At 61.5% G+C, this 23,745-nt stretch carries 25 protein-coding genes and 1 riboswitch; of the genes, 9 read left to right on the top strand and 16 right to left on the bottom strand.

The features are described from left to right. Positions 1–141: 141 nt before the first annotated feature. Together Q4P21_RS00830 and Q4P21_RS00825 are read right to left on the bottom strand one after the other, a co-directional pair. Positions 142–1,191, bottom strand: coding sequence for an LLM class flavin-dependent oxidoreductase (locus Q4P21_RS00830; protein ID WP_303386973.1), 1,050 nt, complete (start codon positions 1,189–1,191; stop codon positions 142–144). A gap of 108 nt (positions 1,192–1,299) precedes the next feature. Then, complete coding sequence (locus Q4P21_RS00825) at positions 1,300–1,443, bottom strand: hypothetical protein (RefSeq protein ID WP_207344658.1); 144 nt, start codon at positions 1,441–1,443, stop codon at positions 1,300–1,302. A gap of 190 nt (positions 1,444–1,633) precedes the next feature. On the opposite strand from Q4P21_RS00825, the gene Q4P21_RS00820 reads away from it, so the two are divergent. After that, on the top strand, positions 1,634–2,896 hold the full coding sequence (locus Q4P21_RS00820) for a hypothetical protein (RefSeq protein WP_303386972.1): 1,263 nt from the start codon (positions 1,634–1,636) through the stop codon (positions 2,894–2,896). Here the strand turns inward: Q4P21_RS00820 and Q4P21_RS00815 are convergent. Next, complete coding sequence (locus Q4P21_RS00815) at positions 2,893–3,900, bottom strand: 1-aminocyclopropane-1-carboxylate deaminase (protein ID WP_303386971.1); 1,008 nt, start codon at positions 3,898–3,900, stop codon at positions 2,893–2,895. The two genes, Q4P21_RS00820 and Q4P21_RS00815, sit on opposite strands and share 4 nt — an antisense overlap. A 274-nt stretch (positions 3,901–4,174) precedes the next feature. On the opposite strand from Q4P21_RS00815, the gene Q4P21_RS00810 reads away from it, so the two are divergent. Further along, complete coding sequence (locus tag Q4P21_RS00810) at positions 4,175–4,843, top strand: GntR family transcriptional regulator (RefSeq protein WP_303386970.1); 669 nt, start codon at positions 4,175–4,177, stop codon at positions 4,841–4,843. Positions 4,844–4,861: 18 nt separating this feature from the next. On the opposite strand, the gene Q4P21_RS00805 is transcribed toward Q4P21_RS00810, so the two are convergent. After that, complete coding sequence (locus Q4P21_RS00805) at positions 4,862–5,422, bottom strand: OsmC family protein (protein ID WP_303386969.1); 561 nt, start codon at positions 5,420–5,422, stop codon at positions 4,862–4,864. Positions 5,423–5,452: 30 nt separating this feature from the next. Continuing rightward, positions 5,453–5,570, bottom strand: a riboswitch (SAM riboswitch). A 139-nt stretch (positions 5,571–5,709) separates the two neighbouring features. Here Q4P21_RS00805 and Q4P21_RS00800 point away from each other — a divergent pair. The 3 genes from Q4P21_RS00800 to Q4P21_RS00790 all read left to right on the top strand — a co-directional run bounded on the left by Q4P21_RS00800 (position 5,710) and on the right by Q4P21_RS00790 (position 9,746). Then, entirely contained in the window at positions 5,710–7,347 is a 1,638-nt protein-coding gene (locus Q4P21_RS00800; RefSeq protein WP_303386968.1) for an ABC-F family ATP-binding cassette domain-containing protein, read from the top strand. Between the two features lie 369 nt (positions 7,348–7,716). Then, positions 7,717–9,123, top strand: coding sequence for an NAD(P)-binding domain-containing protein (locus Q4P21_RS00795; protein ID WP_303386967.1), 1,407 nt, complete (start codon positions 7,717–7,719; stop codon positions 9,121–9,123). Between the two features lie 164 nt (positions 9,124–9,287). Then, positions 9,288–9,746: a hypothetical protein gene (locus Q4P21_RS00790; RefSeq protein ID WP_303386966.1), complete on the top strand. Its 459-nt coding sequence runs from the start codon at positions 9,288–9,290 to the stop codon at positions 9,744–9,746. A gap of 103 nt (positions 9,747–9,849) precedes the next feature. Here the strand turns inward: Q4P21_RS00790 and ccsB are convergent, their stop codons facing one another. The 5 genes from ccsB to Q4P21_RS00765 all read right to left on the bottom strand — a co-directional run bounded on the left by ccsB (position 9,850) and on the right by Q4P21_RS00765 (position 14,804). After that, complete coding sequence (gene ccsB, locus Q4P21_RS00785; protein ID WP_303386965.1) at positions 9,850–10,947, bottom strand: c-type cytochrome biogenesis protein CcsB; 1,098 nt, start codon at positions 10,945–10,947, stop codon at positions 9,850–9,852. Then, positions 10,947–12,566, bottom strand: coding sequence for a cytochrome c biogenesis protein ResB (locus Q4P21_RS00780; RefSeq protein ID WP_303387026.1), 1,620 nt, complete (start codon positions 12,564–12,566; stop codon positions 10,947–10,949). Before Q4P21_RS00780 ends, ccsB begins: the two co-directional genes overlap by 1 nt. A gap of 104 nt (positions 12,567–12,670) precedes the next feature. Then, positions 12,671–13,426, bottom strand: coding sequence for a cytochrome c biogenesis CcdA family protein (locus Q4P21_RS00775; protein WP_303386964.1), 756 nt, complete (start codon positions 13,424–13,426; stop codon positions 12,671–12,673). A 13-nt stretch (positions 13,427–13,439) separates the two neighbouring features. Next, positions 13,440–14,054: a TlpA disulfide reductase family protein gene (locus Q4P21_RS00770; RefSeq protein ID WP_303386963.1), complete on the bottom strand. Its 615-nt coding sequence runs from the start codon at positions 14,052–14,054 to the stop codon at positions 13,440–13,442. A gap of 87 nt (positions 14,055–14,141) precedes the next feature. Continuing rightward, complete coding sequence (locus Q4P21_RS00765) at positions 14,142–14,804, bottom strand: histidine phosphatase family protein (RefSeq protein WP_303386962.1); 663 nt, start codon at positions 14,802–14,804, stop codon at positions 14,142–14,144. 163 nt (positions 14,805–14,967) lie between these two features. Between Q4P21_RS00765 and Q4P21_RS00760 the strand changes: the two genes are divergently transcribed. From Q4P21_RS00760 to Q4P21_RS00750, 3 genes are all read left to right on the top strand, one after another. Next, entirely contained in the window at positions 14,968–15,525 is a 558-nt protein-coding gene (locus Q4P21_RS00760; protein WP_303386961.1) for a YceI family protein, read from the top strand. Between the two features lie 143 nt (positions 15,526–15,668). Then, a complete protein-coding gene (locus Q4P21_RS00755) occupies positions 15,669–16,406 on the top strand; it encodes a hypothetical protein (RefSeq protein WP_303386960.1) in 738 nt (245 codons plus the stop codon). A gap of 151 nt (positions 16,407–16,557) precedes the next feature. After that, on the top strand, positions 16,558–17,247 hold the full coding sequence (locus Q4P21_RS00750) for a hypothetical protein (protein ID WP_303386959.1): 690 nt from the start codon (positions 16,558–16,560) through the stop codon (positions 17,245–17,247). Between the two features lie 20 nt (positions 17,248–17,267). Here the strand turns inward: Q4P21_RS00750 and Q4P21_RS00745 are convergent, their stop codons facing one another. Together Q4P21_RS00745 and Q4P21_RS00740 are read right to left on the bottom strand one after the other, a co-directional pair. Further along, complete coding sequence (locus tag Q4P21_RS00745; protein WP_303386958.1) at positions 17,268–17,984, bottom strand: redox-sensing transcriptional repressor Rex; 717 nt, start codon at positions 17,982–17,984, stop codon at positions 17,268–17,270. Positions 17,985–18,157: 173 nt separating this feature from the next. Further along, positions 18,158–18,472 carry a glutaredoxin family protein gene (locus Q4P21_RS00740; RefSeq protein WP_303386957.1) on the bottom strand — a complete coding sequence of 105 codons (315 nt, stop codon included), beginning with the start codon at positions 18,470–18,472 and terminating at the stop codon, positions 18,158–18,160. Between the two features lie 137 nt (positions 18,473–18,609). Between Q4P21_RS00740 and Q4P21_RS00735 the strand changes: the two genes are divergently transcribed. Continuing rightward, positions 18,610–19,422 (top strand): HAD family phosphatase, encoded by an 813-nt coding sequence (locus Q4P21_RS00735; protein WP_303386956.1) that lies wholly within the window; start codon positions 18,610–18,612, stop codon positions 19,420–19,422. Between the two features lie 64 nt (positions 19,423–19,486). Here Q4P21_RS00735 and Q4P21_RS00730 read toward each other — a convergent pair whose 3' ends face one another. The 5 genes from Q4P21_RS00730 to Q4P21_RS00710 form a co-directional block, all read right to left on the bottom strand. After that, a complete protein-coding gene (locus tag Q4P21_RS00730; protein WP_074712200.1) occupies positions 19,487–19,585 on the bottom strand; it encodes an AURKAIP1/COX24 domain-containing protein in 99 nt (32 codons plus the stop codon). 113 nt (positions 19,586–19,698) lie between these two features. Continuing rightward, positions 19,699–19,935 carry a helix-turn-helix domain-containing protein gene (locus Q4P21_RS00725; protein WP_303386955.1) on the bottom strand — a complete coding sequence of 79 codons (237 nt, stop codon included), beginning with the start codon at positions 19,933–19,935 and terminating at the stop codon, positions 19,699–19,701. 129 nt (positions 19,936–20,064) lie between these two features. Further along, complete coding sequence (locus tag Q4P21_RS00720; RefSeq protein ID WP_303386954.1) at positions 20,065–21,192, bottom strand: 3-deoxy-7-phosphoheptulonate synthase; 1,128 nt, start codon at positions 21,190–21,192, stop codon at positions 20,065–20,067. A gap of 283 nt (positions 21,193–21,475) precedes the next feature. Then, positions 21,476–22,735: an FAD-binding oxidoreductase gene (locus Q4P21_RS00715; RefSeq protein ID WP_303386953.1), complete on the bottom strand. Its 1,260-nt coding sequence runs from the start codon at positions 22,733–22,735 to the stop codon at positions 21,476–21,478. Positions 22,736–22,849: 114 nt separating this feature from the next. Then, positions 22,850–23,539, bottom strand: coding sequence for a DUF1961 family protein (locus Q4P21_RS00710; RefSeq protein WP_303386952.1), 690 nt, complete (start codon positions 23,537–23,539; stop codon positions 22,850–22,852). Between the last annotated feature and the right edge of the window lie 206 nt (positions 23,540–23,745).

Here is a 23,745-nt window from a genome sequence, read left to right as displayed (position 1 = left end):
AGCCGATTTTACCACCGCCGCCGCGCGGGAACTGCCACGTGCCGCAGGCGGCCCGAGAAACACGACGGCGGCACTCCCGTTGAGCACATGGCTCAGCGTTTCGCCGCGGTTGGCTGCTGCCGGGATTGCCCCTCCAACGCCTTATGCGATGGCCGGTTCCCACCCGATGGCCGGGGCGATGTGCTCGGCAATGTTGGCCAGCAGCTTGGTGTTGTAGGCAACACCAAGCTGGTTTGGCACAGTGAGCATGAGCGTGTCGGCTGCCTGGACGGCAGCATCGGCGGATAGGTCGCGGGCAATGTCCGCAGGATCGCCGATATAGCTCTTCCCAAAGCGTGAGAGAAAGCCGTCGATCACACCCACCTGGTCGCTGCTGTCAGCCTGGGCACGCAGACCGAAGTACATGTTGTCCACATCATCAACGATGGGAATCACACTGCGGCTAACGGAAACGCGCGGTGTGAAATCATGGCCTGCCGCGGCCCACTCCTCCCGGAACAGCTGTATTTGCTCGGCCTGCAGCTGGTCGAAGGGGATGCCGGTATCTTCGGTGAGCAGCGTCGAACTCATCAAGTTCATGCCCTGCCGCGCCGCCCACACCGCGGTGCCGCGCGAGCCTGCTCCCCACCAGATGCGCCGGGAAAGGCCAGGTGACTGGGGTTCGATGCGCAGCAACCGTTTACCTGGGAGCGAGCCATGGTCCACCGCGGTGTGTTCGGCAGCTTCGGCAACGCCTGCGCCGCTGATGGCGTGCCGGAACTCGGCAGTGTGCCGCCTGGCCATGTCGGCAGGTGATTCGCCGTCGAGCGGGTGGTGGCCAAAGTCTGCTGCACCGTGGGCGGCCGGCTCGGGGGATCCCCTGCTGACGCCCAGTTGCAGGCGCCCGTCGCTGATGAGGTCGGTGGCAGCCGCCTGTTCAGCCATGTACAGCGGGTTTTCATAACGCATGTCAATGACGCCCGTGCCAATTTCGATCCGGCTGGTGCGGGCTGCAATGGCCGCCAGCAGCGGGAAGGGTGCGGCCTGTTGGCGGGCAAAGTGGTGCACACGGAAGAAAGCTCCGTCGATGCCCAGCTCCTCGGCTGCCACGGAAAGGTCGATCGCCTGATGCAGCGCGTCAGCAGCCGCATTGCTGTGGGATCCGCGGTCTGGGCCATAGTGCCCAAAGGAAAGAAATCCGATGCTTTTCATGCTTGCTGCAACTCCTGCCCGGCCCCGGTTATTCCATGCAGACGCATGAACCACCATCACACAGCGGTAAAAATGCCTGCCGGCAGCGGGGCCAGGGGAAGCAGTTTGTCAGCGTTTTTTGGTCATGTGGGCCACCGGATCTGCTGATTCGTCAACTGCGCCGCGGGCTTTCTTTTCCGCACGCTTTGCCTTGATTGCATGACCCTTGTCCAGCTTCTTGTGTTCGTGATGGTGCGGCTGTTTGTCTGGCATCTTCTCCAACGCTCCTTCAGCAGTAGAACCGGTTCAGGTCGTGCGGCCCAAACTGCCCCCTCGATCAACGTTACGCCGATTGCCACAGGCTCAACAGGGGTAGCCGCCCATACCGCGAAGCCCAGCGGTTTCCACCGTGTCTTTCAGGTAGTATCAGCTCAAGTTGGCACCTGTTCATTTGGGGGTATTAGTGGTTGCACTTCACGAACACAACACAGCCGCTATCTCCGAATTCCACCGGGAGAAGCGCAGCCAACGTCGGCAGATATTCACCCTGCTATTCCTTGGCTGGCTCCTTTGGCTCTTGATCTTGCAGATTCACCACCCCCTCGACACTGGCGTTATTTCCAGCTTTGGCGATTTGAACGTGGTCTGGGCCCGTTTCAGCGAGCGGGCTCTGGCCCCCTTCACCAGCCCGGGCACCTTTGACTTTGGCATTGATTCGCTGGGTTGGATCATTGGATCCACGGCAACCATCCTCGTGGCGCTGGTGTTCAGCGGCAGGAATCCGCTGGGAATGGCCAACGAGTCCCAGGTTATGGCTCTGGATGAACTGCTGGAGTTACTCACCCTGCTGGTGGGAATTTCTGCAGCTGCCACCATGTGGATGGCCCTCCACAATGTGGTTTTCCTGTCCTCTGACCCGGATTCCGGCCCGAAGTTCTTTTTGGGAATGCTATGCCTGATGCTTGTCATCTTCTCCGTGGTCCGCCAACGCGACGCGGCAGTGCAACACGAAATTGACGCTTTCCACCTCACCACTTCCATGCGGCTGCACATGTACCGCTGGGAGCGTATGTGGGGGGTTCCCGTGCACAACATGATTGCGGTGCAGCCAAGGAAGATCGTCAGATTGGTGTTTTTGTGGGCCGGCAGCGGTTTCGTCTTCACGTTGGTCTCGCTGATCCTGAACAGCACTTTCACTCCTGCGCGGATTGCCGTCTCGGCCCTTTTGCTGACCGTGATTGCTGCTGGCGCAGCCACCCTGACTGCCCTAGCCGTGTCGCTGTACCGCAGCAGCCCCCGCCCCGGCGTGGGGCTGGGCTATGCTCTGGTTCTGTTGGTGTTGGTGGGCATGGTGGTGGTGGTTCCCTTCGCGGCGGCGGCGTGGCAGAACGAACAGGCGTTCCTTTCGCTGCTGAGCTACTTCCTCTGGCTGGGACCATCCTTGCTGCTGATCTTCCGCAAGCCGCAGGCGGCACACATGACTCGCCTGCAGTACAGGATGGCGGCAAGGCCCAAAAATCGGTTCACCCGCACTCTGATTGCTTGCTTTGACGGCGCCAGGGAGAGCGCCTACTGGACTGAACTGCTCATCGAGGCACGCCGCCAAAAGCACTATGCCACCACACTGGAACGGCTCAAGGCCGAACAGGCAGCCTCTGCCGCTGAGGCTGCCGAGGCTGGGGCGGCCGAAACCGAGCCTGCAGAAACGTCGCCGAAACTTCCTTAGCGGAACAGCCCACTGTAGGCGTTGAGGGCCAACTGACCTCCGAGGTGGGCGTAGAGTACATTGCTGGTTTCCGGGATGTCCTTGCTGCGGACAAGGTCAATCAGCCCGGCCATGGACTTGCCTTCATACACCGGGTCGATGATCATCCCCTCCAACGAGCCGGTGAGGTGGATGGCGTCCAAGGTGGATTTGACGGGGATGCCGTAGTAGTCCCCGGCCCAGCCTTCCAGCACGGTGATCTCATCATCGCGCAGTTCCCGATCCAGGCCAATCAGTTGCGCGGTGTGCCGGGCAATCCGCCCCACTTGGGCGCGGGTCTTTTCAATGGTGGCGGACGCATCGATGCCGATGACGCGGCGCGGCCGGTCCTGACCGGCGAATCCTGCGATCATCCCGGCATGGGTGGAGCCTGTGACGGTGCAGACCACAATGGTGTCGAAGAAGATGCCCAGTTCCTGCTCCTGTGCCTCCACCTCGTAGGCCCAGTTCGCAAAGCCCAAACCACCCAAATGGTGTTCTGATGCCCCGGCTGGGATTGGGTAAGGCTTCCCACCGGCATCCTCGACGTCCTTGATGGCTTGTTCCCAGCTGCTGCGGATGCCAATGTCGAAACCCGCGGCGTCAAGACGGACATCCGCACCCATGATGCGTGACAGCTGGATGTTTCCGACACGGTCCGAAAGCGGGTCCGGCCAGTCCACCCAGTTTTCCTGCACCAGGCGGGCCTTCATACCGATCTTTGCAGCCACGGCGGCAACTTGGCGGGTGTGGTTGGACTGGTAGCCGCCGATGGAAACGAGCGTATCGGCACCCTGCGCAATGGCATCCGGGACGATGTACTCAAGCTTGCGGGTCTTGTTCCCGCCAAAAGCCAGACCACTGTTCACATCCTCGCGCTTGGCCCAGATCTTCGCCCCACCAAGGTGCTTACTGAGTCGCGGCAGGTCGTGGATGGGACTGGGGCCGAAGGTCAGCGGGTAACGCTCGAAATCAGAGATTGCCACGGGAATTCCTTTTCAGGTTGGGCCGGCGTTGTGCTGCCGAAACAAGTATTTTCGTATGCAATATATTGGATACGCAAATCTAAAGCCTGTCAAGGGTTTACTGGTAGAAAACGGCATCCATACTGCAGCTCCGGCGGGTGCCGAGGCGCAGCACCCGCATCAGCTGCAGAATGAACGAACGCCGATGGCAGCAACCCGCATCAGCTGCAGTCAGGACGCGTCACCACCATCAAAAATGGCCCCACCCGCCGCCGCGCGATATATCCTATGTTGCATGCCCACACCCCAGCCCCAAGGGATCCACAAACGTTCACTCTTGCGCAACGACGTATACGAATCCATTCGCGACGCCATTGTGGACGGCACTTTTGCTCCGGGCGAAAGGTTGCGGGACCCAGAACTGGAGGCATGGCTTGGCGTGAGCCGCACCCCCATCCGTGAGGCATTGCTGCGGCTGGAACGGGCCGGGCTGATCATTGCCCAACCCGGACGAGCCACCATCGTGGCGCCGTTCAACCCTGAATCGACGCTCAGCGCGCAGCAGGTAGTGGCCGCCATGCACGAACTCGCTGCGCGCCTTGCCGTACCGGTTCTGAAAAATGCTGCGCTGGAGTCCATGACGGCGGCCAATGCCAAGTTTGCCGCGGCCTTGAAGAACGACGACGTCGACGCCGCCTTGGCCGCCGATGACGACTTTCATGCCGTCTTCGTGGACGCGTGCGGCAATGACATGATCCCCACGGTGCTGGATTCTGCGCTGCCGGTGGTGCGGCGGGTGGAGCGACAGCGTTTCAGCTCACACGCCGCCCGCCACTCCGTGACGGCACATGCCGGGATCATTGCGTTGGCAGCCGCAGGAGACGCCGACGGCGCGGCCCTGCGCACCCGGGAGAACTGGCTGTCGCTGGGCCGCACTGCAGAGTCAGAAGCTCCTGGCAGCTAGTCCTTCCGGCGCCGGCAGCTAGACCTTCGTGACGACGGCGCTCAGCGGCGTGGTGTTGCTGAAAAGGTCCTGCACCGGGCAGCGGGCTTCCACTGTCCGGCCCAGTTCCTCATAGCGCTCCTGTGATTCGGGGCCGGAAATGCTCACGGCCAGCCGGATATCACTGAAGCCGGGGCGCACGGCCTCGTCCAGGCCGAACAAGCCACGCACGTCCAGGTCGCCTTCGGCGTCGATGGTGATGTCATCGATCTGGATGCCCAATTGCTCGGCGTAAAGCCGGTACACCACCACCTGGCATGCAATGACGGCTCCCAGCGCGTACTCAACCGGGCTTGCAGCGACATCGTCACCCGCCAACGCGGCAGGCTCATCCACCGTGAACTGGTGGTTTCCGGCGCTGATGCGCGTGGCCACCGAACCCACGCCAACCCCTGTCACCTTGTAGCTCAGCTTCGCGTTCTCGGCTTTGGCGCCAATGCGCTTGGCCCACGCGGTCCCTGCTTCACCCAAACGGGCCGAGCGCTGCGTCGCAGCGTCAGTGGTCTCAGGGATCTCGCTGCGGGTGATTGTTTCAGTCATGGTGTTCCTTCGTTCGGGAAGGCGCATGCCGCGCCATACTTACGCCGGCGGCGGGTGCCGGGGCGTCGAATCCTCACCTGGGGCACCCCACTATGGTGGCGAGGGTTGCCGCTCGACCGGCCAGGGCCTGTGGTCGAAACTCTTGATTCTGCCCATCAGTCTGCCTGCCCAGGGCTCCCAGTTTCAATCCCACCGTCACACGGGGCAACAGTTCTTCCATGCACGACGGCGGCAAGCTCACCTCACTGCCGTCAGAGTCGGCCCCGGAAGCAACTTAAGATGGATTCATGAGCGCAACACTTGTCGTGAAGGACCTCTCCGGGGGCCACGCACACCGCACCTTGTTCAACAACCTTTCCTTCACGGTGGCCCCGGGCGATGTGATCGGCGTGGTGGGCGCCAACGGTGCCGGGAAGTCAACGCTGCTTGGCTTGCTCGCCGGGGCAGGGACGCCGCAGGCCGGCACAGTGAGCACAGCCCCGCAGGATGCGTTTGTGGGCTGGCTGCCGCAGGAACACGAGCGTCTTGAGGGTGAAACCGTGGCCGCGTACATTGGCCGCCGCACGGGCTGCACACTGGCCACCGAAACCATGGAAGCTGCGGCCGATGCGCTGGGCTCCGGCAATTCCGCCGACGATGACAAGTATGCCGACGCCCTTGACCACTGGCTGGCGTGCGGCGCCGCCGATCTTGACGAACGCATCCCCGCCACGCTGGCCGAGTTGGGACTGGAGGTGGGCCCCGAGGCAGCCATGACGGGCCTGTCCGGCGGTCAAGCAGCAAGGGTTTCGCTGGCGGCCCTGCTGCTGAGCCGCTTCGACATCGTGCTGCTGGATGAGCCCACCAATGATTTGGATCTGGCTGGACTGGCGCGTCTGGAGGAGTTCGTCACGGGCCTGCGCGGCGGCGTCGTGCTGGTGTCCCACGACAGGGAGTTCCTGGCCCGCTGCATCACCTCCGTGGTGGAACTGGACGTGGCACAAAACAAGGTAGCCGTGTACGACGGCGGCTATGACTCGTTCCTGGAAGAGCGCGCCATCGCCAAGCGCCACGCCCGTGAAGCGTACGACGAGTTCGCGGACAAGAAGGCTGACTTGGTGGGGCGTGCCCGGACGCAGCGCGAATGGAGTTCCCAGGGCGTGCGCAATGCGATGAAGAAGAATCCGGACAATGACAAGATCCGTCGCCGCGCCAGCGCCGAATCCAGTGAGAAGCAGGCTCAGAAGGTGCGCCAGATGGAGTCCAGGATCGCCCGCTTGGATGAAGTGGAGGAACCGCGCAAGGAGTGGGCGCTGCAGTTCAGCATCGGTGCGGCACCGCGCTCCAGCACAGTGGTGTCCACCTTGAACGCCGCCGTGGTGCGCCAGGGCGGCTTCACCCTCGGCCCGGTCTCGGCACAGGTCAACGCCGGGGAACGGATTGGCATCACCGGCCCCAACGGCGCTGGCAAGTCCACGCTGTTGCGGCTTTTGCTCGGCCGGACCATGCCCGACGCCGGAACCGCCTCCTTGGGTGCCAACGTGGCCATCGGTGAGATTGACCAGGCCCGCAGCCAGTTTCCGGAACATGATCCTCTGGGCGCAGCCTTTGAAGCATTGGTTCCCGAGATGAATCAAGCCGAGGTGCGCACGCTGTTGGCCAAATTTGGGCTTAAAGCGGATCAGGTCACCAGCGTGATTGGAGCGCTCTCCCCCGGCGAACGCACCCGTGCATCCCTGGCCCTGCTGCAAGCACGTGGCGTCAACGTGCTGGTGTTGGATGAACCCACCAACCACCTTGACTTGATTGCCATTGAACAGTTGGAGGAGGCGCTGGACAGCTACGAGGGAACGCTGCTGCTGGTGACCCACGACAGGCGGCTGTTGGAAAATGTTCGCCTCGACACACGCTGGTCGGTCAAGGCAGGGCAACTGCAGGAGCTGTAGGGGGCAATCACCCAAAATGCATACATTAGCTGATCTTACGAATTCACAAATTTTGACTTATGAAAGCTAAAATGTTGCAATAGGTAACATGTTTGCTGCGTCTTGGATCTGCGGCAAACGGCTTATCGAATCCTGGTGCACGCTTGCGCCACGACCGGTTCCAGCCCGCCACTAGCGGCGGTTGAGTTTGGAACCGCCGGCGGCCATCCGCCGGTTCTTTACTGCAGCAACGCCTGCCCGCGCGCACACCGCGCCTTGATGTTCCGCCTCGGATGCGCCTTTTAACCCGCTCCGATTCTTTGAGGCGGGCATGGATTCGAAGCGTCGGTATTTGTCGACACAATTTATCCAAGTGATGAGGAGAGCAGCATGTCATTGCGAGTCGGAATCATTGGCGCAGGCCCCAGTGGCATGGCACAGTTGCGCGCATTTGAATCAGCGCGGAAAAACGGTGCACAAATCCCCGAAATCATGTGCTTTGAAAAGCAGGCCGACTGGGGCGGACAGTGGAACAGCAGCTGGCGCACGGGCCTTGACGGCCACGGGGAACCCGTCCACTCCAGCATGTACCGGCACCTCTGGTCCAACGGACCCAAGGAATGCCTGGAATTTTCCGACTACTCCTTTGACGAACACTTCGGCCGCGCCATCTCCTCCTTCCCGCCGCGTGAGGTCCTCTTTGACTACATCAAAGGACGCGTTGAGAAATCCGATGTCCGCAAGTACGTGCAGTTCAACACCGTAGCCCGCCACACGAGCTGGAACCCGACCACGGAGGAGTTCACGCTCACTGTCGAGGACCTTGCCACGGGCGGGACCACGGACCACATCTTTGACAAACTGGTGGTTTCCACCGGCCACTTCTCCACTCCGGCAGTCCCCGAATTCGAGGGCATCAACACGTTCCCAGGCGAAGTCCTGCACGCCCATGACTTCCGTGGCGCCGAGCGTTTTTCGGGCAAGAACATGCTCATGATCGGCAGCAGCTACTCAGCCGAGGACATTGGCATGCAGGCCCACAAAATGGGTGCAGCCTCCGTCACGTTCAGCTACCGCAGCGCACCCATGGGCTTTGACTGGCCCGAGAACACGGTGGAACGTCCGCTCGTCACCCGCTTCGAGGGCACCACGGCGCACTTCAGCGACGGCACCCAAGGCGACTTTGACGCCGTCGTGCTGTGCACCGGATACCAGCACAAGTACCCGTTCCTACCCAGCGAACTGTCGCTGAAGTCCAAGAACGTGCTCTACCCGGGGAATCTATACAAGGGCATTGTGTGGCAGCAGAACACGAACCTGTTCTACCTTGGCGCCCAGGACCAGTACTACACGTTCAACATGTTTGACGCGCAGGCATGGTTTGCCCGTGATGTCATGACAGGCAAGATCGAACTGCCACAGTTGGCTGCTCGGGAGGCCGACATCGCGCTATGGCTTGAGCGCCAGGCTGCGCTGCCCGACCACAACGCCGAGGCGGATTTCCAGTCCGACTACCTGCGCGAGCTCATCGGCGCCACTGACTACCCGCCGTTTGATCTGGACGCAGTTTCACAGCTATTCAAGGACTGGATGCACCACAAGGAAACAGACATCCTTGGCTACCGCGACATGGCCCACCGCTCGGTTGTCACCGGCACCATGGCCAGCCGGCACCACACCCGCTGGATCAACGCCATGGATGATTCCCTGGGGCGCTACCTCAACGGCCCGTCACAGAATGTGGACACCGGCACACTGGCCACATTGACCGGTCAGGACCACGTCCACAGCAAGTAGCTCCACCGCAAGCAGGTCATTATTCATGTTCGACGGCGTGGGCCGGGGCAGCTGCCCCGGCCCACGTTTCTGCGTTTCCTGATTCATTGGAACCCGGGCTATTGACACCTGATGACTTCAGGCGCATTCTAAAAACATAACTTACGTTTTTAGATGGAGGAGTCATGGCAACCCATTCAATTCCCGCCCCGTCCACCGGTTGGAGCTCACATGCATTGGCGCGTGCGAAGGCGGATCCGGCCTACGGTGCCTTCGTGTTGTTGTGGCTTGGCTTCATCGCCATCCCGCTCATCATGGGCTTGGACAAGTTCTTCAACGTCCTGACCAACTGGGAAAACTACCTCGCCCCGTGGATCGAGAATCTTTCCCCGTTCAGTGCACACGGGACCATGATGGCCATTGGGGTCGTGGAGGTCATCGCCGCCATCGCCATGATCCTGCGACCACGCTACGCGGCTTGGATAGTGTCCCTCTGGCTGGCTGGCATTGTGATCAACCTACTCACGTACTCGGGCTTCTACGACGTGGCACTGCGTGACTTTGGCCTGATGGTGGCCGCCATTGCGCTGGGTCTGCTTGCCCGCGGCTACACGACTCCAGGTTTTCGCAAGACCCACAAATGACCGCTGAATCCTGCAACCTTGTCCCCACAGAGAACCGCCCGGCTTGAGAACCAAGCCGGGCGGTTCTCTGTGGCCCCCTTGGGGCCGTCGAGCTCCGGCTAAATCAGCTGCCGACGCCTGCGTACGAGTGCAGGCCGGAGAAGTACATGTTCACAATGGTGAAGTTGAAGACCACGCACAGGTAGCCAACAATGGACAGCCAGGCGGCGCGGGTGCCGGTCCAGCCCTTCGTGGCACGGGCATGCAGGTAGCCGGCGTAAACCACCCAGATGACGAACGTCCACACTTCCTTCGTATCCCAGCCCCAGAAGCGGCCCCACGCCTTTTCCGCCCAAATGGCTCCAAACATGAGCGTCAGGGTCCAGCCGACAAAGGCGATGCCGTTGATGCGGTAGGACAGGTTTTCCAGGCTCAAAGCGTTCGGGACAAGTCGCATGACGAGCGCCTTGTCCTTCTTTCCGGATGCGATCGAGGCTTCACGGCGAGCCTGGAAAAGTTGCAGGACCGACATGGCGAACGTGAGCGTGAACAACGCCGAGGACATGACGGCGATTGAGACGTGAATGATCAACCAGTAGCTTTGCAATGCGGGAACCAGATGCCCCACAGGCGTCCAGAATGACACTGAGGCGGCGACCACCATGACCAGCACCAGGCCGATGACAAAAGTGCCAAGGAAACGCAGGTCACGGCGGGTCAGAACCAACAAGAACACCACGGCCACCACGAACGATCCAGTGGTGCAGAATTCATACATGTTGCCCCACGGCACGCGTCCTGCGGCCAAACCGCGGAACACCACGGCAAAGCCTTGGACGACGGCGGCCACAACAGTCAGCGCCACGGCCACCCGGGCCACAACGCGGCGTTCCGCACCGTAGCGCATGGAGTCCCCGGCGGTGATGCCGTCGGAACCGCCATGGGTTTTGCTGCTGGGACGAACCGCACGGTCAAGCGGGCCGGAACCCAGCCCCTGTTCTGCAGCACGACGAGCACCAATGCCGGCAAATTCAGCTACGTGGCTTTCACTGTGGGCACCTGCCGCCTCATCAGCCGAGTGGCCAGCCAGGCCCCTCTTGACCGCCTGGCTGAAGGTCACAAGATCCCAGGCGTAGGCACAAAACGCGACCGCATAAGCCAATCCGGCTACCAGCATTAGCTGCTCGCTCAGTTGGGCAAAGCCCTCATTGATCTCTGGCATTAGTGGTCCTTACTTGCCGCGGCGACACTTTGGTCGGAGTCGATGGTTGTTGAATGTCCCTGCTCACCATTTTGCCCTGCAGTATCCATTGGCACCAGCCACTTGGTGTGCAGAGCCTTGTTGATGGCAGCGTATTCGCCGGCCAGGCGGTGATCTTCACCGCGTGCCAGCAGGCCGAATTCGACCATGGTACGCCCGTCGGGGTGGTTGCCCGTGCGGACCCACACCCTGCGTCGGTTCAGGAAGAGGGAGCCCATGAGGCCGGCGAGAGCCAAAAGCGCGAACACCAGAACGTACACCTGACCTGGGTCGTGGCGGATGTCCAGCGCAGCAAATCGCTTGATGCCGTCGAAGCTGATGCTGCCGTTGTTCCCGGGCAGCGTGTAGCTCTGCTCGGGTGCCAGCACAATGCCGCCAGCTTCCAGTTTGCGGGAGTTGATCTCAGTCATCTTGGACGTGTCCAAGGTATACACATTGCGCGGGACACCGCTGTCCAGACCCAAGTCGCCGGTGAAGGCGTTGAGGTTCAACTGAGGGTTGAACGGATCGGGGTCGGAGCCAAACGCCACGCCCTTCTCATCAATGAGTGCGGTGGGCAGGAAGAAGCCCACAAATCCCAGCTGTTTGGGCTTGGCGTCAGGTACCTTGATGACCATCAACGACGTGTAGGCACCGTCGGTGGGGATGGTGATGACCGGGCCCTGGAACGCGATCTTTCCTTCACCGTCCTTGACCGTGACGACGGGTGCGTAGCCGTTGCCCACAAGGTAGACGTTGGTGCCGCCGATTCCCACCGGGTCATTGACCTTCAAAGTCTGGGTCTTCGCCTCCGCCCCTGGCCCGTCCTTGGTGGTCATGGTGGCGGTGAAGTCCAGTGGCTGCCCGTAGTGCGCCTGCGTGGAACGGTCGTACTTGACCACAAGCCTGTCCAGCTGCACCGAATACGGTGTGAGGTGGTTGCCGGTGAAATTGGCGCCGGGTGTGAAGGTGTCATAGCTGGCCAGTGTGTTGACGAAGGTTTCGCCTTCCACCAGCACGCGTTGGCCGCTGTAGCCAAAAAGTCCGCTGAAAGCGACGGCAGCCAGAACACCAATCAAGGCCGTGTGGAACAGGAGGTTGCCCACTTCCTTCATGAAGCCAATTTCAGCACCTACCGAAGGGCGGTCCGTGTCCAGGTCGCGGATGTCCACGCGGTAGCGGCGGGATTTCAAGATACCGGCGGCATCGCGGACGGCGGTTTCGGCATCAATGCCGCTGCCGGCCGGGATGGTGACGGTGCCATACTCGGCCAGCCGGGAAAGCCGCTTGGGAGTCCGGGGAGGCGCGGAGCGCATGGCTTTGGCATGGATCTTGGCCCGCGGCAGAACGCAGCCAATCAAGGAGATGAACAGCAGCAGGTAGATGGCTGCGAACCATGGGGAGGAATACACGTCAAAGAGTTTGAACCAGTCCATGATGGGCCCTGACACAGGGTTGTCCTTCAAGTACTGGGTCACTTCCGACGGCGCGGAGGGACGCTGCGGGAACAGGGAACCGGGCACAGCTGCCACGGCAAGTAACAGCAGCAGGAACAAGGCCGTGCGCATGCTGGTCAGCTGGCGCCAGGCCCAGCGGAACATGCCCAGGATGCCCAGCTGTGGCAGGACCACCCCAGCACCGCCGTCCTTGGGCTGCGCGTCCTTGAGCCCTGTGTCCACGGGTTCTTTCACCACTGTCTCTTTCATTAGATTGGCAATCTCACTTCATTGGCAAACCAGAACTGCAACTCGTTGATCCAGACACCCCACAGGCCCGACACCATCAGCAGGCCCAGCAACACCAGCATGCCGCCGCCAAAATATTGCAATCCTCGGCGGTGCTTGCGGAAGAACGCGAGGGCCCCCAACCCCCTGCGAGCGCCCAAGGCGATCAGCAGGAACGGCAGTCCCAGCCCCAGGCAATACACAAACGTCAAAAAAGCGCCCTTGACGGCGTTGGGTCCATCAGAAAATGCCATGAGCTGCACGGCGCTAAAAGTGGGACCAATGCATGGAGCCCAGCCCAGTCCAAAGGTTACGCCTAAAATTGGTGCACCCCAGAGCCCGGCCGGTGGTTTCGCGTGGATCTTTGCTTCGCTCTGGAACCAGCTCATGCCGCCCAGGAACACCACGCCCATCAAAATAACCACTACTCCCAGCACCCGGGTGACCCATGCGGCGTCGGGCCCCATCAGCCAGGCACCCAGTTGGCCAAAGACGGCCCCGATCAGCACAAAAACCACCGAGAAACCCAACACGAACAGCCCGATCCCGGCAAACATGCGCCCACGGCGTTGATCTTGCAGGTCGGCGCCGCTCAGTCCGCTCACATAGCCCAGGTATCCGGGCACCAGCGGCAGCACACACGGTGAGAGGAAGGAAACCAGTCCGGCCAGGAGCGCAACGGGCATGGCCAACAGCATTGAGCCGCTGAGGACAGTCTCGGCGAAAGGATTGTTCATGAAGGCAGGGCTGCTAGTTTTCCGCCAGTGCACCGGTGATCAGGGCCTTCAACGTGCCCTTTTCAGCGATGCCCAGGATGCGCGCCGAGACCCTGCCCTTTTTGTCCAGTACCAGCGTGGTGGGCACGGCCGCCGGCGGCACAAACTTGGTCAACGCCAGCAAAACACCGCCGTCCTTGTCCGCGATGCTGGGGTATTCCAGCCCGAAGTTTCGTTCAAAGGCTTCTGCCGTCGCTTGCTCGTCCCGGACATTCACACCCAGGAATTCGACGCCCTGAGCGGCAAAGTCCTTCGACAGTGTCTGCAGATCGGGAGCTTCGGAGCGGCAGGGGGCGCAGGCTGCATACCAGAAGTTCAGCACCGTGACGTGGCCGGGGAAGTTGGCGGCATCGATTTTCTTGCCGTCGAACAAAGCCGCAGTGAACTGCACAGGAGGTTTCCGCTCGGCCGCACCATATTCGGTCACGGAGCCATCCCCTGCAATGTAGTTCTTGTTATCCCCGGCATTTGCCTGCTCAGCGAGCGGGTCCGTGCCGGAGCAGGCTGCGAGTGCCACCGTCAGGGCAGCACCGCCAGCTGCCAGCAATGCCCTGCGGCTCATCGAGAGCGTCACGATGCTGCCTTTCATGTCTTGGAAGCCACCGGCGGACGCAGAAATGGCATTATCTTCTACGCTACGTCGAAAAGCTGATTGTCAGCTGTATGCCGCGTTCGCCTATGCCCCGGGGGTGGTCGACGCGCCGGGCAGCAATTCGGCCGCCGGTTCGCTGTACGCCACCTTGACCACGTCGTCGCCGTCAAACGTCAATGAAGTCAATGAGGCAAGCGTGCATTCGCGATTGCGGGGGTCGTGCCACAGGCGCTTGCCTTCGGCGCTGCGGCGCGTGGACCAGATGGGCAGCTGGTGGCTGACCATGATGGCTTCGGCGCCGTCCCCGCCCAATTCGAACGCACGACGTCGGGCATCGCGTGCCGCTGCCATCATGCGTTCGGCTTGGGCCGAGTACGCTTCGCCCCAGGAAGGCCTGAACGGGTTCACGAAGTAGGGCCAGTGTTTGGGCTTGCGCAGTTCCGAGGGCTTCATGACAAGGCCTTCAAAATGGTTTTCAGCCTCGATAATGCGCGGATCCGTCACAATGTCCAGCCCCAATGCCTCGGCCGTAGGCTGGGCAGTTTCCTGCGCACGCGTCAGCGGCGAAGCGACCAGGTAGACCGGGGCGGAACCCTGCGCGGCGCGGGCCGCGAAGTGCTCAGCAACCATCACAGCCATGGCCCGTCCAAGCTCGGAGAGGTGGAACTCTGGGAGCCGGCCATAGAGGACGCCGTCGGGGTTGAAGACTTCGCCGTGGCGCAAAAGGTGAACTGTTACTTGGGACATGCCTCCCAGTTTCTCAAAGTTCACCAGCAAGGGGTTAATCCGCCCGTGGAGAGTTTTTTAGCAACCCGGGAATATTACATGCAAACGTATGTTTATACGTAGTGCAGGTGACGTGGAAGCGGTACCTGCACTCAATAACCCAGAACTTTTCAAGGAGCACACCATGTCAGCAACAACCATCGAATCCACCGGACTTGCCCAGGGCACCTGGAACTTTGACCCCGCACACTCAGAGGTTGGCTTCACGGTCCGACATGCAGGCATCTCCAAGGTCCGTGGAAAGTTCACCGATCTCGAAGCCACACTGGTACTGGGAGGAACTCTTGCCGATTCCTCAGTCAGCGCCACTATCCAGGCGGCCAGCTTCAGCTCGGGCGACGCCAACCGCGACGCCCACGTCCGCAGCGCCGACTTCTTCGACGTCGAAACCTTCCCGACGCTCACATTCACCTCCACGGCCGTTTCCGGCGGCGCGGACAGCTTTGAATTAACCGGCGAGCTCACCATCCACGGCATCACCAAGACCGTCACCTTCAGCGGAGAGTTCAACGGAGTGGCAGTGGACCCGTTCGGTGCCACCCGAGCCGGCTTCGAAGCCACAACCGTCATTAGCCGCAAGGAGTTTGGATTGACGTGGAATGCTGCATTGGAAGCCGGTGGCGTGCTGGTTTCAGACAAAGTAGTCATCACCCTCGACGTCGCCTTTGTGAAGGACGCCTAAAGCCCGCCTAATGATGAATTCGCCTGTACTTGCCAGTATTCTTACCGGCCGGCAATGCCGGTCCGCACTTGCTGCGGACCGGCATGGTGAACACGTCTTTAGCCTCCTATGAAAGCGGCACCACCACGGCTAGGGTTCTAGCTATGAGCACACCGAACGAGTCAACAGGTCCCGAGCAACCAGGTTCGCAGCCATCTCCTGACGGTCATGGCTCCCAGCCCAATCCCAACGCCGCGCCACCAGCACGGCCGAACCAACCCGGCGGCCCCGCACAGCCACCTCCGGGGTACCAGCAGCAACCCCCACCCGGATACCAGCAGCAGCAGGGTTACCAGCAGCAACCCCCACCCGGATACCAGCAGCAGCCTGGCTACCAGCAGCCCGGCCCGCCGCAGTATCAGCAGCGGAACAGCAACTTTAAGTTTGAGATGCCCGCCGATGCACCGCAGTCCATGCGGGATGTGATGCCTGTGGGTGGTTTGTCCAGGTTGTTCAAAACCGATGGGCTTCCACCACTGCTGAAAATCTCTTACATCATCTGGCTGGTCACGGCCGGGCTCTCGCTCTTCTTTGCCCTGCTGACCTTCATTGCCTCGCTCATCGTGCTGGCTTTCCCCAATGTGCGCACAGACGGCATCCGCGGGATGGTGATGACCGTCATTTCCCTCGTGCTCATCGCCGCGATTGTCATTTGCGCCATGAAACTGAAGGAAGGCATGCAATGGGCCAGGCTGGCACTTTCAGCCATCGTTATTCTGGGCATCGTCTTGATGTTCTTCGGCGCCCCTGGTGGCGGACTGCTGGGCGTCGTCGCGGCAGTGCTGATGTGGTTGCCTGAGTCAACCGCCTGGCTCAATGCCCAGTCGAGTCAGCGCAAGTAGGGGCGCAACAGCAATAGTTGTGCGGGGAGAGGTCGCGTAGGGTTAAGGAACTTACCCGCCGCGGCCTCTTTTTTCGTCTCTGGCCACCATCGGCACATTCTCTGGTCCGCAGCATTGGCCAGGACTTCGCACCATTGAAAGAGCAGCTGTCATGACAACCTCCGGTGAAGAACCTCAAGAGCGCCCCACTCCCCGCCCCGGCAGCTACGGTGAGATTGCCCCTGGCGTCCCCAAGTACGGGCAGTATGCACCCGCCGGTTGGGAACCGCCGCAGCAGGTGGGGGATGCGAAGAATGCCAGCACGCCGCCGTCGACCCTTTCCTCCGCCACCGCCTATCCGGGATACCAGGGCCCGTTGCAGGGCAAGCCCACCGCTGCCGGTGCACACTTAGCCCCGCCCAAAACCGTCCTCGTGTCAATAAGGCTGATCCAGCTGGCCGGAGTGCTGCAGCTGCTGTCCACACTGGCCATAGCGTTGGTCTTGTTTGTTCCCTCGCTCCGAGACGTCGCGGTGAACACGTTGCAGGCAGCCACGGCCGGTGACCCCGCCATTGCCGCCCTGTACCAGGATCCAGCCATGATGAATGCCCTGCTCTACACCGCGTTTGTGCTGAGCGTGCTAGCCAGCGTGCTCTACCTATATCTAGCCAAGAAGATCCGCCGTGGGGCCAATTGGGCCCGAATCACGTCCATGGTGCTGGCCTTGATCTCACTTTTGGCGCTGGGTCAGCCCAATGTCCTCGCCATCATTCAAATTGCCTTGGGCGTCATCGCCGTCATCCTGTTGTTCCGCTCGCCGGGCAAGGAGTTTTTTGTGTCGCACAAGGCGCACCGGCCTTAGCCGCAGCGGCGCTGCGGCGGCTACGCTCCGGTGCGGCGTTGCGCTTCCATGGAGGAATGCTGGGATCTCTTGGCGTGATAAGCGAGAATCTGCAGTTCGGTGGCCATATCGACCTTGCGCAAATTCACATAGTCCGGAACGCTCAATGCGACCGGAGCAAAACTGAGAATACTGTGCACGCCTGCCGCAACGACCCTGTCGCACACTGATTGGACCACGGTTGCCGGCAGAGCCAGCACCACCATGTTGGCGCGTGTGTTTTTTAGCACGCTCTCCAAATTCACCACGTCGCTGACACGCAGCCAGCCAACTTCAGTTCCCACGAGCATTTGGTCGGCGTCCAACAAGGCCACCACGTCAAAGCCGCGTGATTCGAATCCGGCGTAGCGGGCGAGCGCACGGCCCAAGTTGCCGGCACCGACAATGGCTACGCGCCACTCGTGCGTCAAGCCCAGTGCCTGGGAGATTTGCCGGCTCAAGTTGGCCACGTCGTAGCCGACACCGCGGGTTCCGTAGGAGCCAAGGTGGGAAAGGTCTTTGCGAACGTTGGCCGAGCCAACACCGGCGGACTCCGCCAACGCTTCCGAGGAAACGCTCTCGGTGCCACTGACCAGCAAGGCATCAAGGGTACGCAAATACAATGTCAGCCGGGACACCGTGGCAGCCGGGAGCTCCCGGGCAGGCACGGGCGACTCTCCCTCCGGGATCTGCGCTGGGATCAAGACAACACTCCACATTCTCAAACTAAGGCCGTACGCCGTTGCTGAACGTGTCTCCACAAGGTCCGCACTCGCCTGCATCCACTGTAAGTCGTGCCCCGTCCATCACCAAAAACCGCAGGCCACTGCCCCTGTTCCTGGAGCAGCCATGCGGGATGTGGGCAGGGTCGATCCATGGCTTTCCCTTGGGCCTAAGGCTCCCCTGCCACGGCGCGGCTGAGGATGCTGCGCAGCCTGAGCGGGTCTATCTGCCAAAAGTCTCGCTGAATGCCGTCCACCAGGACCACCGGAATTTCCTCGCCGTAGCGCGCCGTCAGCTCTGCGTCGTCGTCAATGTCGACCTCCTGCCACAGCAGTCCAAGACTGCCGGTCACGTCGGCAACAACGGAGCGGGCGTCCTCGCACAGATGGCATCCGCCTCTGGTGAGCAGCTCAATCAGTGGAACAGGCCTGCCACTACTGGTGGCGTTATCGCTGTGGGCCGGGTCCCCGGCTGCTCGTGTCATGGCTACAACCTACCCAATACACATCCCCGGCCATGCCAGAGCGCCGTTTGCAGACACGAATGAAAGTTTCACCACAGTTAACCCGCGCTCAGGTGGCGTAGCGGGCACATGAGGGCAGCATTGACTAGACTCGTTCCATGCCCGACGTGAATACCAACAGTGCCGAGGCCGTCTCGACCACTGCGCTGCACCAGGGTGAGGCTGCTTTCTTCGATGTGGACAACACGTTGATGCAGGGCGCAAGCCTGTTCCATGTGGCCCGGAAAATGTACCAGAAGCGCGCATTCACCCTTAGAGATGCGACCGGCTTCGCGTGGAAACAGGCGAAGTTCATCCTCCGCGGCGAAAGCATGAACGACGTTCATTCCATCCAGGACTCCGCACAGAAACTCGCCGCTGGCATCAGCGCGGACTTCATCCGCCAGCTGGGCGAAGAAGTCTACGACGAGATGATCGTTTCCAAGATTTGGCCTGGCACAAGGGCACTGACACAAGAACACCTGAAATCCGGCCGCCAAGTGTGGCTCGTGACCGCAACCCCGGTGGAGGTTGCCGGCGTCATTGCCAAGCGGCTGCACCTCACGGGTGCATTGGGTACTGTCGCAGAGATCGAAGACGGCATGTACACGGGCCGGCTGGTGGGTGAAATTCTGCATGGCCCCGCAAAGGGCCGGGCAGTTCGTGAACTGGCCGAAAAGGAGGGCCTTGATCTTTCCCGCAGCTGGGCTTATAGCGATTCCTTCAATGACATCCCCCTGCTGACAGCCGTGGGCAACCCTGTGGCCATCAATCCAGATGCAAAACTTCGCAAGTACGCCCGCGACAACAACTGGCCCGTCTACGACTTCCGTTCAGGACGCCGTGCGGCAACACTGGGCCTGCAGGCGGCTACGGGCGCGGGCGTGGTCTACGGGCTGTGGAAGGGTATCGCCATGGTGCGGCGCCGCTAGGGGACTTAAACAAAAAACACCCGTACACCACAAGGGTGGACGGGCGCTTTCGCGAAGAAGCTGCTTACTTCTTATTGCGACGCTGGTGACGCGTCTTGCGCAGCTGCTTGCGGTGCTTCTTCTTAGACATCCGCTTGCGGCGCTTTTTAACTACTGAACCCATGAAAGTTCCTCACAAACTGCATAGAACAACCTCGGTTGAGGCCGTAAACGATTGGTCGACCGATCGCAGGAATCGGTCAAAGCCGAAAATGGATCTTTCCTAGGGTACCGCCTTTAACCTGCATGCGCCGAACTGGGCCCCTCGTGCGTCGCTGTGCTGTCCACCACGGCCGCACGCAGGTACGTTTCGACGGCGTTTGCTGGTACGCGATATGACCGGCCAAAACGGACTGCCGGCAGCTCACCGGCGTGCACCATCCGATAAACGGTCATTTTGGACAAGCGCATGAGTTCAGCGACTTCCTGAACTGTCAAGAATTTCACATTGCTAAAATCCTGGTCGTGCGTCATGGCCATCCTCGGTATCCACTAGCCAGTGAAAATCCATTGTCTTAGCTGTTGCCCCCTTCTGCTCCTAAGTTCAACTCTAGGTGTAGAAGTGACTTCTGTGAAAGTTGTTTCTTCAGGCAGCACCGCTCTTCAGGAACCGCTGTTGCGGCGTGTGTGCGAAGCCCCGGCCAGCTTGGCGAGCACGTCAGCCGTGACATCCCAGTCCATGCAGGCATCGGTGACGCTCTGGCCGTACACCAGCTCGGCTTCTCCGGAAGCCACCTGGTCAACGTCGAGTTTCTGCGCACCGCCCACCAGGAAGCTCTCCAGCATGACGCCGGCAATGGTGTGCGCCGAAGCGTCCCCGGCCTCCAGCTGGGCGCCCACTTCCAGCGCAACCTCAGCCTGGCGATGGTGACTCTTGCCGGAGTTGGCATGGCTGGCATCAACGATCAGCCGCGGGTTGATGCCGGCTTGGGCCGCCTGGTCCGAGGCCTGTGCCACGTCCGCGGCATGGTAATTGGGGCCCTGGCGCCCGCCGCGCAGGATCACGTGAGTGTCCTGGTTGCCTGCCGTGCTGACAAGGGAGGCCCGTCCGGCGCCGTCGATCCCCAAGAAAGACTGCGGAGCGCTGGCGGCGTTGCATGCATCGAGGGCAATCTGCAGGTCCCCGTCGGTGCCGTTCTTGAACCCGATGGGCATGGACAGCCCGGAGGAGAGCTGGCGGTGGATCTGGCTTTCGGTGGTGCGGGCACCAATGGCACCCCAGGAGATCAAGTCGGCGGTGTACTGCGGGCTGATGGGTTCAAGGAATTCAGTACCTGTGGGGAGCCCCAGCCGGGCCACGTCCAGCAGGAACTTCCGCGCCATTTCCAGCCCCTTGGCCACGTCATGGCTGCCATCAAGGCCGGGGTCGTTGATCAGGCCCTTCCAGCCCACCGTGGTTCGGGGCTTTTCAAAGTAGGCGCGCATCACGATCAGCAGGTCCTCTTCATGCTCCTTCGCGGCTGCAGCCAGGCGACGGGCGTACTCCAGCCCAGCCTCGGTGTCATGGATGGAGCACGGGCCCACCACCACCAGCAGCCTGTCATCCAGCCCGTCCATGATGGCCCGGACCTGGTCGCGGCCGCGTTCGACGACGTTGCTTGTGTAGGAGTCCAGCGGAAGCGTGGCATCCAGCTCGGCAGGCGACGGCAGTTCGGTGAAGTGGCTGACACGCAGGTTCGTGGTGGATGCCGGAACCGCTACTGTGCTTTCGGGGGCTGCTGCAATGCTCATGGAATTGATTCCTTATATTGGGGCTGGCAGCGGGCCCCTCTTCCGGAGCCCGCCTGAAAATGGCGAAGGACAGGAAATAAATTTCCTGTCCTGTTGGCTCTGAAGGTGATTGGATGCGTGTCAGTTAGACGCGGGCCCCTCCAGAGCCAACGAAAAATACGCATACCAACGGTTTGTCATGTCCACACCATATGCCGGGCCGCGCCCATCCGCCAAATCCATTGTGACCCAGGACATGCTGGCGCGCTGTCAGCACAGCGACCCAGCATGTCCCATGGTTCGGCTAGCGCAGCGGATTAAAGTGGCGCATGATCTCAGGCGGAGTGTTCCCCGTCAGTTCAGCAGCCACCATTTTCCCTGTCAGCGGCCCCAGCGCAACCCCCCACATGCCGTGGCCTCCTGCAACGTGGACGCGCGGGGACCGGGTAGCGCCCACAAGCGGGAAACCATCCGTGGTGCACGGCCTGGACCCCACCCATTCCTCCGCCCTGTCCTCCCAGTTGATGCCGGTGAACATGGGTGAGGCAGCCTTCACGATCGCCTGGATGCGCCGCGGGTCCAAGGGTGCGTCTGCATCCTTGAACTCCATCATGCCGGCCACCCGGAACCTGTCCCCCAGCGGCGTGCATGCCACCCGCTGGGCCGGGAAGTAGATCGGATGAGTCGGCATCGACTCCGGAACCACCGTGAAGCTGTAGCCGCGGCCTGCCTGGACCACGCGCTTGACGCCGAACTTACGCGCCAGCGTCCCCAGCCAGGCACCCGTGGCGAGAACCACGGCGTCGGCCTTCAGTGAGCGCCCTTCCGAACCGATTACCTCCACGCTGCGACCGTCGTCACGGATGTCCAGCACGTTGAAGGCTGTCAGCAGCTCAGCGCCCCGGGCCACCACGGTGTTGGCCAGGGAATCCATGAATGCAGGGGGGTTGATGTAGCGCTGGTTGCGGATCTCAACGCCGGCCACCACTCCGCGGCCCAGCGTGGGTTCAAGCGCCCGGATCTCCTCCGCGGACATGAGCGTGAAGTCGACGGTTCCTCCGGTCTCGCGGATGACGTGCAGTTCCTTCACCAAAGCTTCGCGGTCCTGCAACGATGCAAAGCCCGTCAGGAAAGGGTCCGCCGGGTGCGTGTTTTCGGCCACCGGCGGAGTTCCTTCCGCGAGTTCTGCAAACGCATCAATGCCGCTGCGTCCGATTTCAGCAAACACGGCCATGGCCGCCCGCCACTTCCCGGGTGTGCAGTTGCGGGCGAAGCCCAGCAGGAATCGCAGCAGTGCCGGATCGGTGGAAAAGGGAATGTAGAGGGGTGAGTTCGGGTCCAGCATTGCCTTGAGGCCGTATGTCAGCACGGACGGTTCGCTCAGCGGCAGCGTCAATGCCGGGGTGAGCCATCCTGCGTTGCCCCACGAGGAGCCGGAGGCAACGCCGCTGCGATCCACCACGGTGACCTTGATGCCGTGTTCCTGCAAGTACCAGGCAGTGGACAATCCGATGATTCCTGCACCAACAACAACTACATGTTCAGGCGCCGTTGCACTGGTCACGATCCACTCTCCTCGCGAGTTGGCCGGCACCTTGATTGCCGACGCTAGTCCCAGCGTATCGGTGTTCGCTCCGGGCGGGGGTTACAGTTTAGCCAGCACGTTCCATGCGCTGTCTCAGGGGAGCGCGGTGACGGTGAGATTTCTGTACGCTGCCAGCAACGGGGCCATCTGGCGCAGACCCAAATAGCCGCCTTCGAGGCAGGGACCGGTGGCGTCGTCGTCGAGCCACTGGAAAATCTGGAGGCCGTTGATGCTCAGGGTGACCTGCGGACCGTCCTTGCACACGTCCATGCGGTAGAACCCGTCAGCGTCTTCGGGGCTTGGCAGCGGGTCCGCTCCCTGCGCGACCATGTGGGCACCGGGGCTCTTGCGCAGGTTGCACGTGCGGAACGCCCGCTCGGAGGAAAATTTTCGCCGCTGGTATGAAACGTGAAGCGTGTCAATGTCCGAGGAGTGGTACTGGGGATAAAATCCGGTGCGCGGAGCAAGCTCCGGAGAAAAAAGGTCCCGTCCGGCGCTGCCACGTGCCCCGAAGAACAGCATGGCCAGTCCCTGGCCTTCGATGGGGTGGTACTCCCAGGAAATTCGGATTCGGTCCGGGAAGCTCACCGGGCACCACAGCACAAAATGCGCGTACGGGCCCCTTGCGTCAGGGTCTGCACTGCTGCCCAACACGGCACCGCCATGCCCGTCCGTGATGGTGACCGGGCCTTCACGAACCCAGTCCGCCAGGGACTCCACCGACATCGCGTTGCTGTACAGCACCGGCTCCGGACTGGCGTCCCCGCTCACATCGACGCTCATGCTGAGACCGGCTTCATGGGAGTCGGTGACTGGACGTTCATCTGCGCTTCCTATTCCTCAGGTGGACAGCCTACCCAGCCGATCCTACGCCATTCCCCGTCCCTGCTCAGGTGCCGTGACTCGGTGCCACCAATGCAAAGGCGGAAAGTACGACGGCGCGGCCCCCCCGTGTGTGGGGGACGCGCCGTCGTACTTTACCCTCACTG

The sequence above is a fragment of the Arthrobacter sp. genome, from assembly GCF_030540645.1.
Classification (GTDB): domain Bacteria; phylum Actinomycetota; class Actinomycetes; order Actinomycetales; family Micrococcaceae; genus Specibacter.
This window is presented reverse-complemented; position numbering and strand designations above follow the sequence as displayed.

Coding starts and splice junctions, on each gene's coding strand:
- Q4P21_RS00830 (WP_303386973.1), bottom strand. CDS start 1,191: ATGAAAAGCATCGGATTTCTTTCCTTTGGGCACTATGGCCCAGACCGC.
- Q4P21_RS00825 (WP_207344658.1), bottom strand. CDS start 1,443: ATGCCAGACAAACAGCCGCACCATCACGAACACAAGAAGCTGGACAAG.
- Q4P21_RS00810 (WP_303386970.1), top strand. CDS start 4,175: ATGCCCACACCCCAGCCCCAAGGGATCCACAAACGTTCACTCTTGCGC.
- Q4P21_RS00805 (WP_303386969.1), bottom strand. CDS start 5,422: ATGACTGAAACAATCACCCGCAGCGAGATCCCTGAGACCACTGACGCT.
- Q4P21_RS00800 (WP_303386968.1), top strand. CDS start 5,710: ATGAGCGCAACACTTGTCGTGAAGGACCTCTCCGGGGGCCACGCACAC.
- Q4P21_RS00795 (WP_303386967.1), top strand. CDS start 7,717: ATGTCATTGCGAGTCGGAATCATTGGCGCAGGCCCCAGTGGCATGGCA.
- Q4P21_RS00790 (WP_303386966.1), top strand. CDS start 9,288: ATGGCAACCCATTCAATTCCCGCCCCGTCCACCGGTTGGAGCTCACAT.
- ccsB (WP_303386965.1), bottom strand. CDS start 10,947: ATGCCAGAGATCAATGAGGGCTTTGCCCAACTGAGCGAGCAGCTAATG.
- Q4P21_RS00780 (WP_303387026.1), bottom strand. CDS start 12,566: ATGTTCCGCTGGGCCTGGCGCCAGCTGACCAGCATGCGCACGGCCTTG.
- Q4P21_RS00775 (WP_303386964.1), bottom strand. CDS start 13,426: ATGAACAATCCTTTCGCCGAGACTGTCCTCAGCGGCTCAATGCTGTTG.
- Q4P21_RS00770 (WP_303386963.1), bottom strand. CDS start 14,054: ATGAAAGGCAGCATCGTGACGCTCTCGATGAGCCGCAGGGCATTGCTG.
- Q4P21_RS00765 (WP_303386962.1), bottom strand. CDS start 14,804: ATGTCCCAAGTAACAGTTCACCTTTTGCGCCACGGCGAAGTCTTCAAC.
- Q4P21_RS00760 (WP_303386961.1), top strand. CDS start 14,968: ATGTCAGCAACAACCATCGAATCCACCGGACTTGCCCAGGGCACCTGG.
- Q4P21_RS00755 (WP_303386960.1), top strand. CDS start 15,669: ATGAGCACACCGAACGAGTCAACAGGTCCCGAGCAACCAGGTTCGCAG.
- Q4P21_RS00750 (WP_303386959.1), top strand. CDS start 16,558: ATGACAACCTCCGGTGAAGAACCTCAAGAGCGCCCCACTCCCCGCCCC.
- Q4P21_RS00745 (WP_303386958.1), bottom strand. CDS start 17,984: ATGTGGAGTGTTGTCTTGATCCCAGCGCAGATCCCGGAGGGAGAGTCG.
- Q4P21_RS00740 (WP_303386957.1), bottom strand. CDS start 18,472: ATGACACGAGCAGCCGGGGACCCGGCCCACAGCGATAACGCCACCAGT.
- Q4P21_RS00735 (WP_303386956.1), top strand. CDS start 18,610: ATGCCCGACGTGAATACCAACAGTGCCGAGGCCGTCTCGACCACTGCG.
- Q4P21_RS00730 (WP_074712200.1), bottom strand. CDS start 19,585: ATGGGTTCAGTAGTTAAAAAGCGCCGCAAGCGGATGTCTAAGAAGAAG.
- Q4P21_RS00725 (WP_303386955.1), bottom strand. CDS start 19,935: ATGACGCACGACCAGGATTTTAGCAATGTGAAATTCTTGACAGTTCAG.
- Q4P21_RS00720 (WP_303386954.1), bottom strand. CDS start 21,192: ATGAGCATTGCAGCAGCCCCCGAAAGCACAGTAGCGGTTCCGGCATCC.
- Q4P21_RS00710 (WP_303386952.1), bottom strand. CDS start 23,539: ATGAGCGTCGATGTGAGCGGGGACGCCAGTCCGGAGCCGGTGCTGTAC.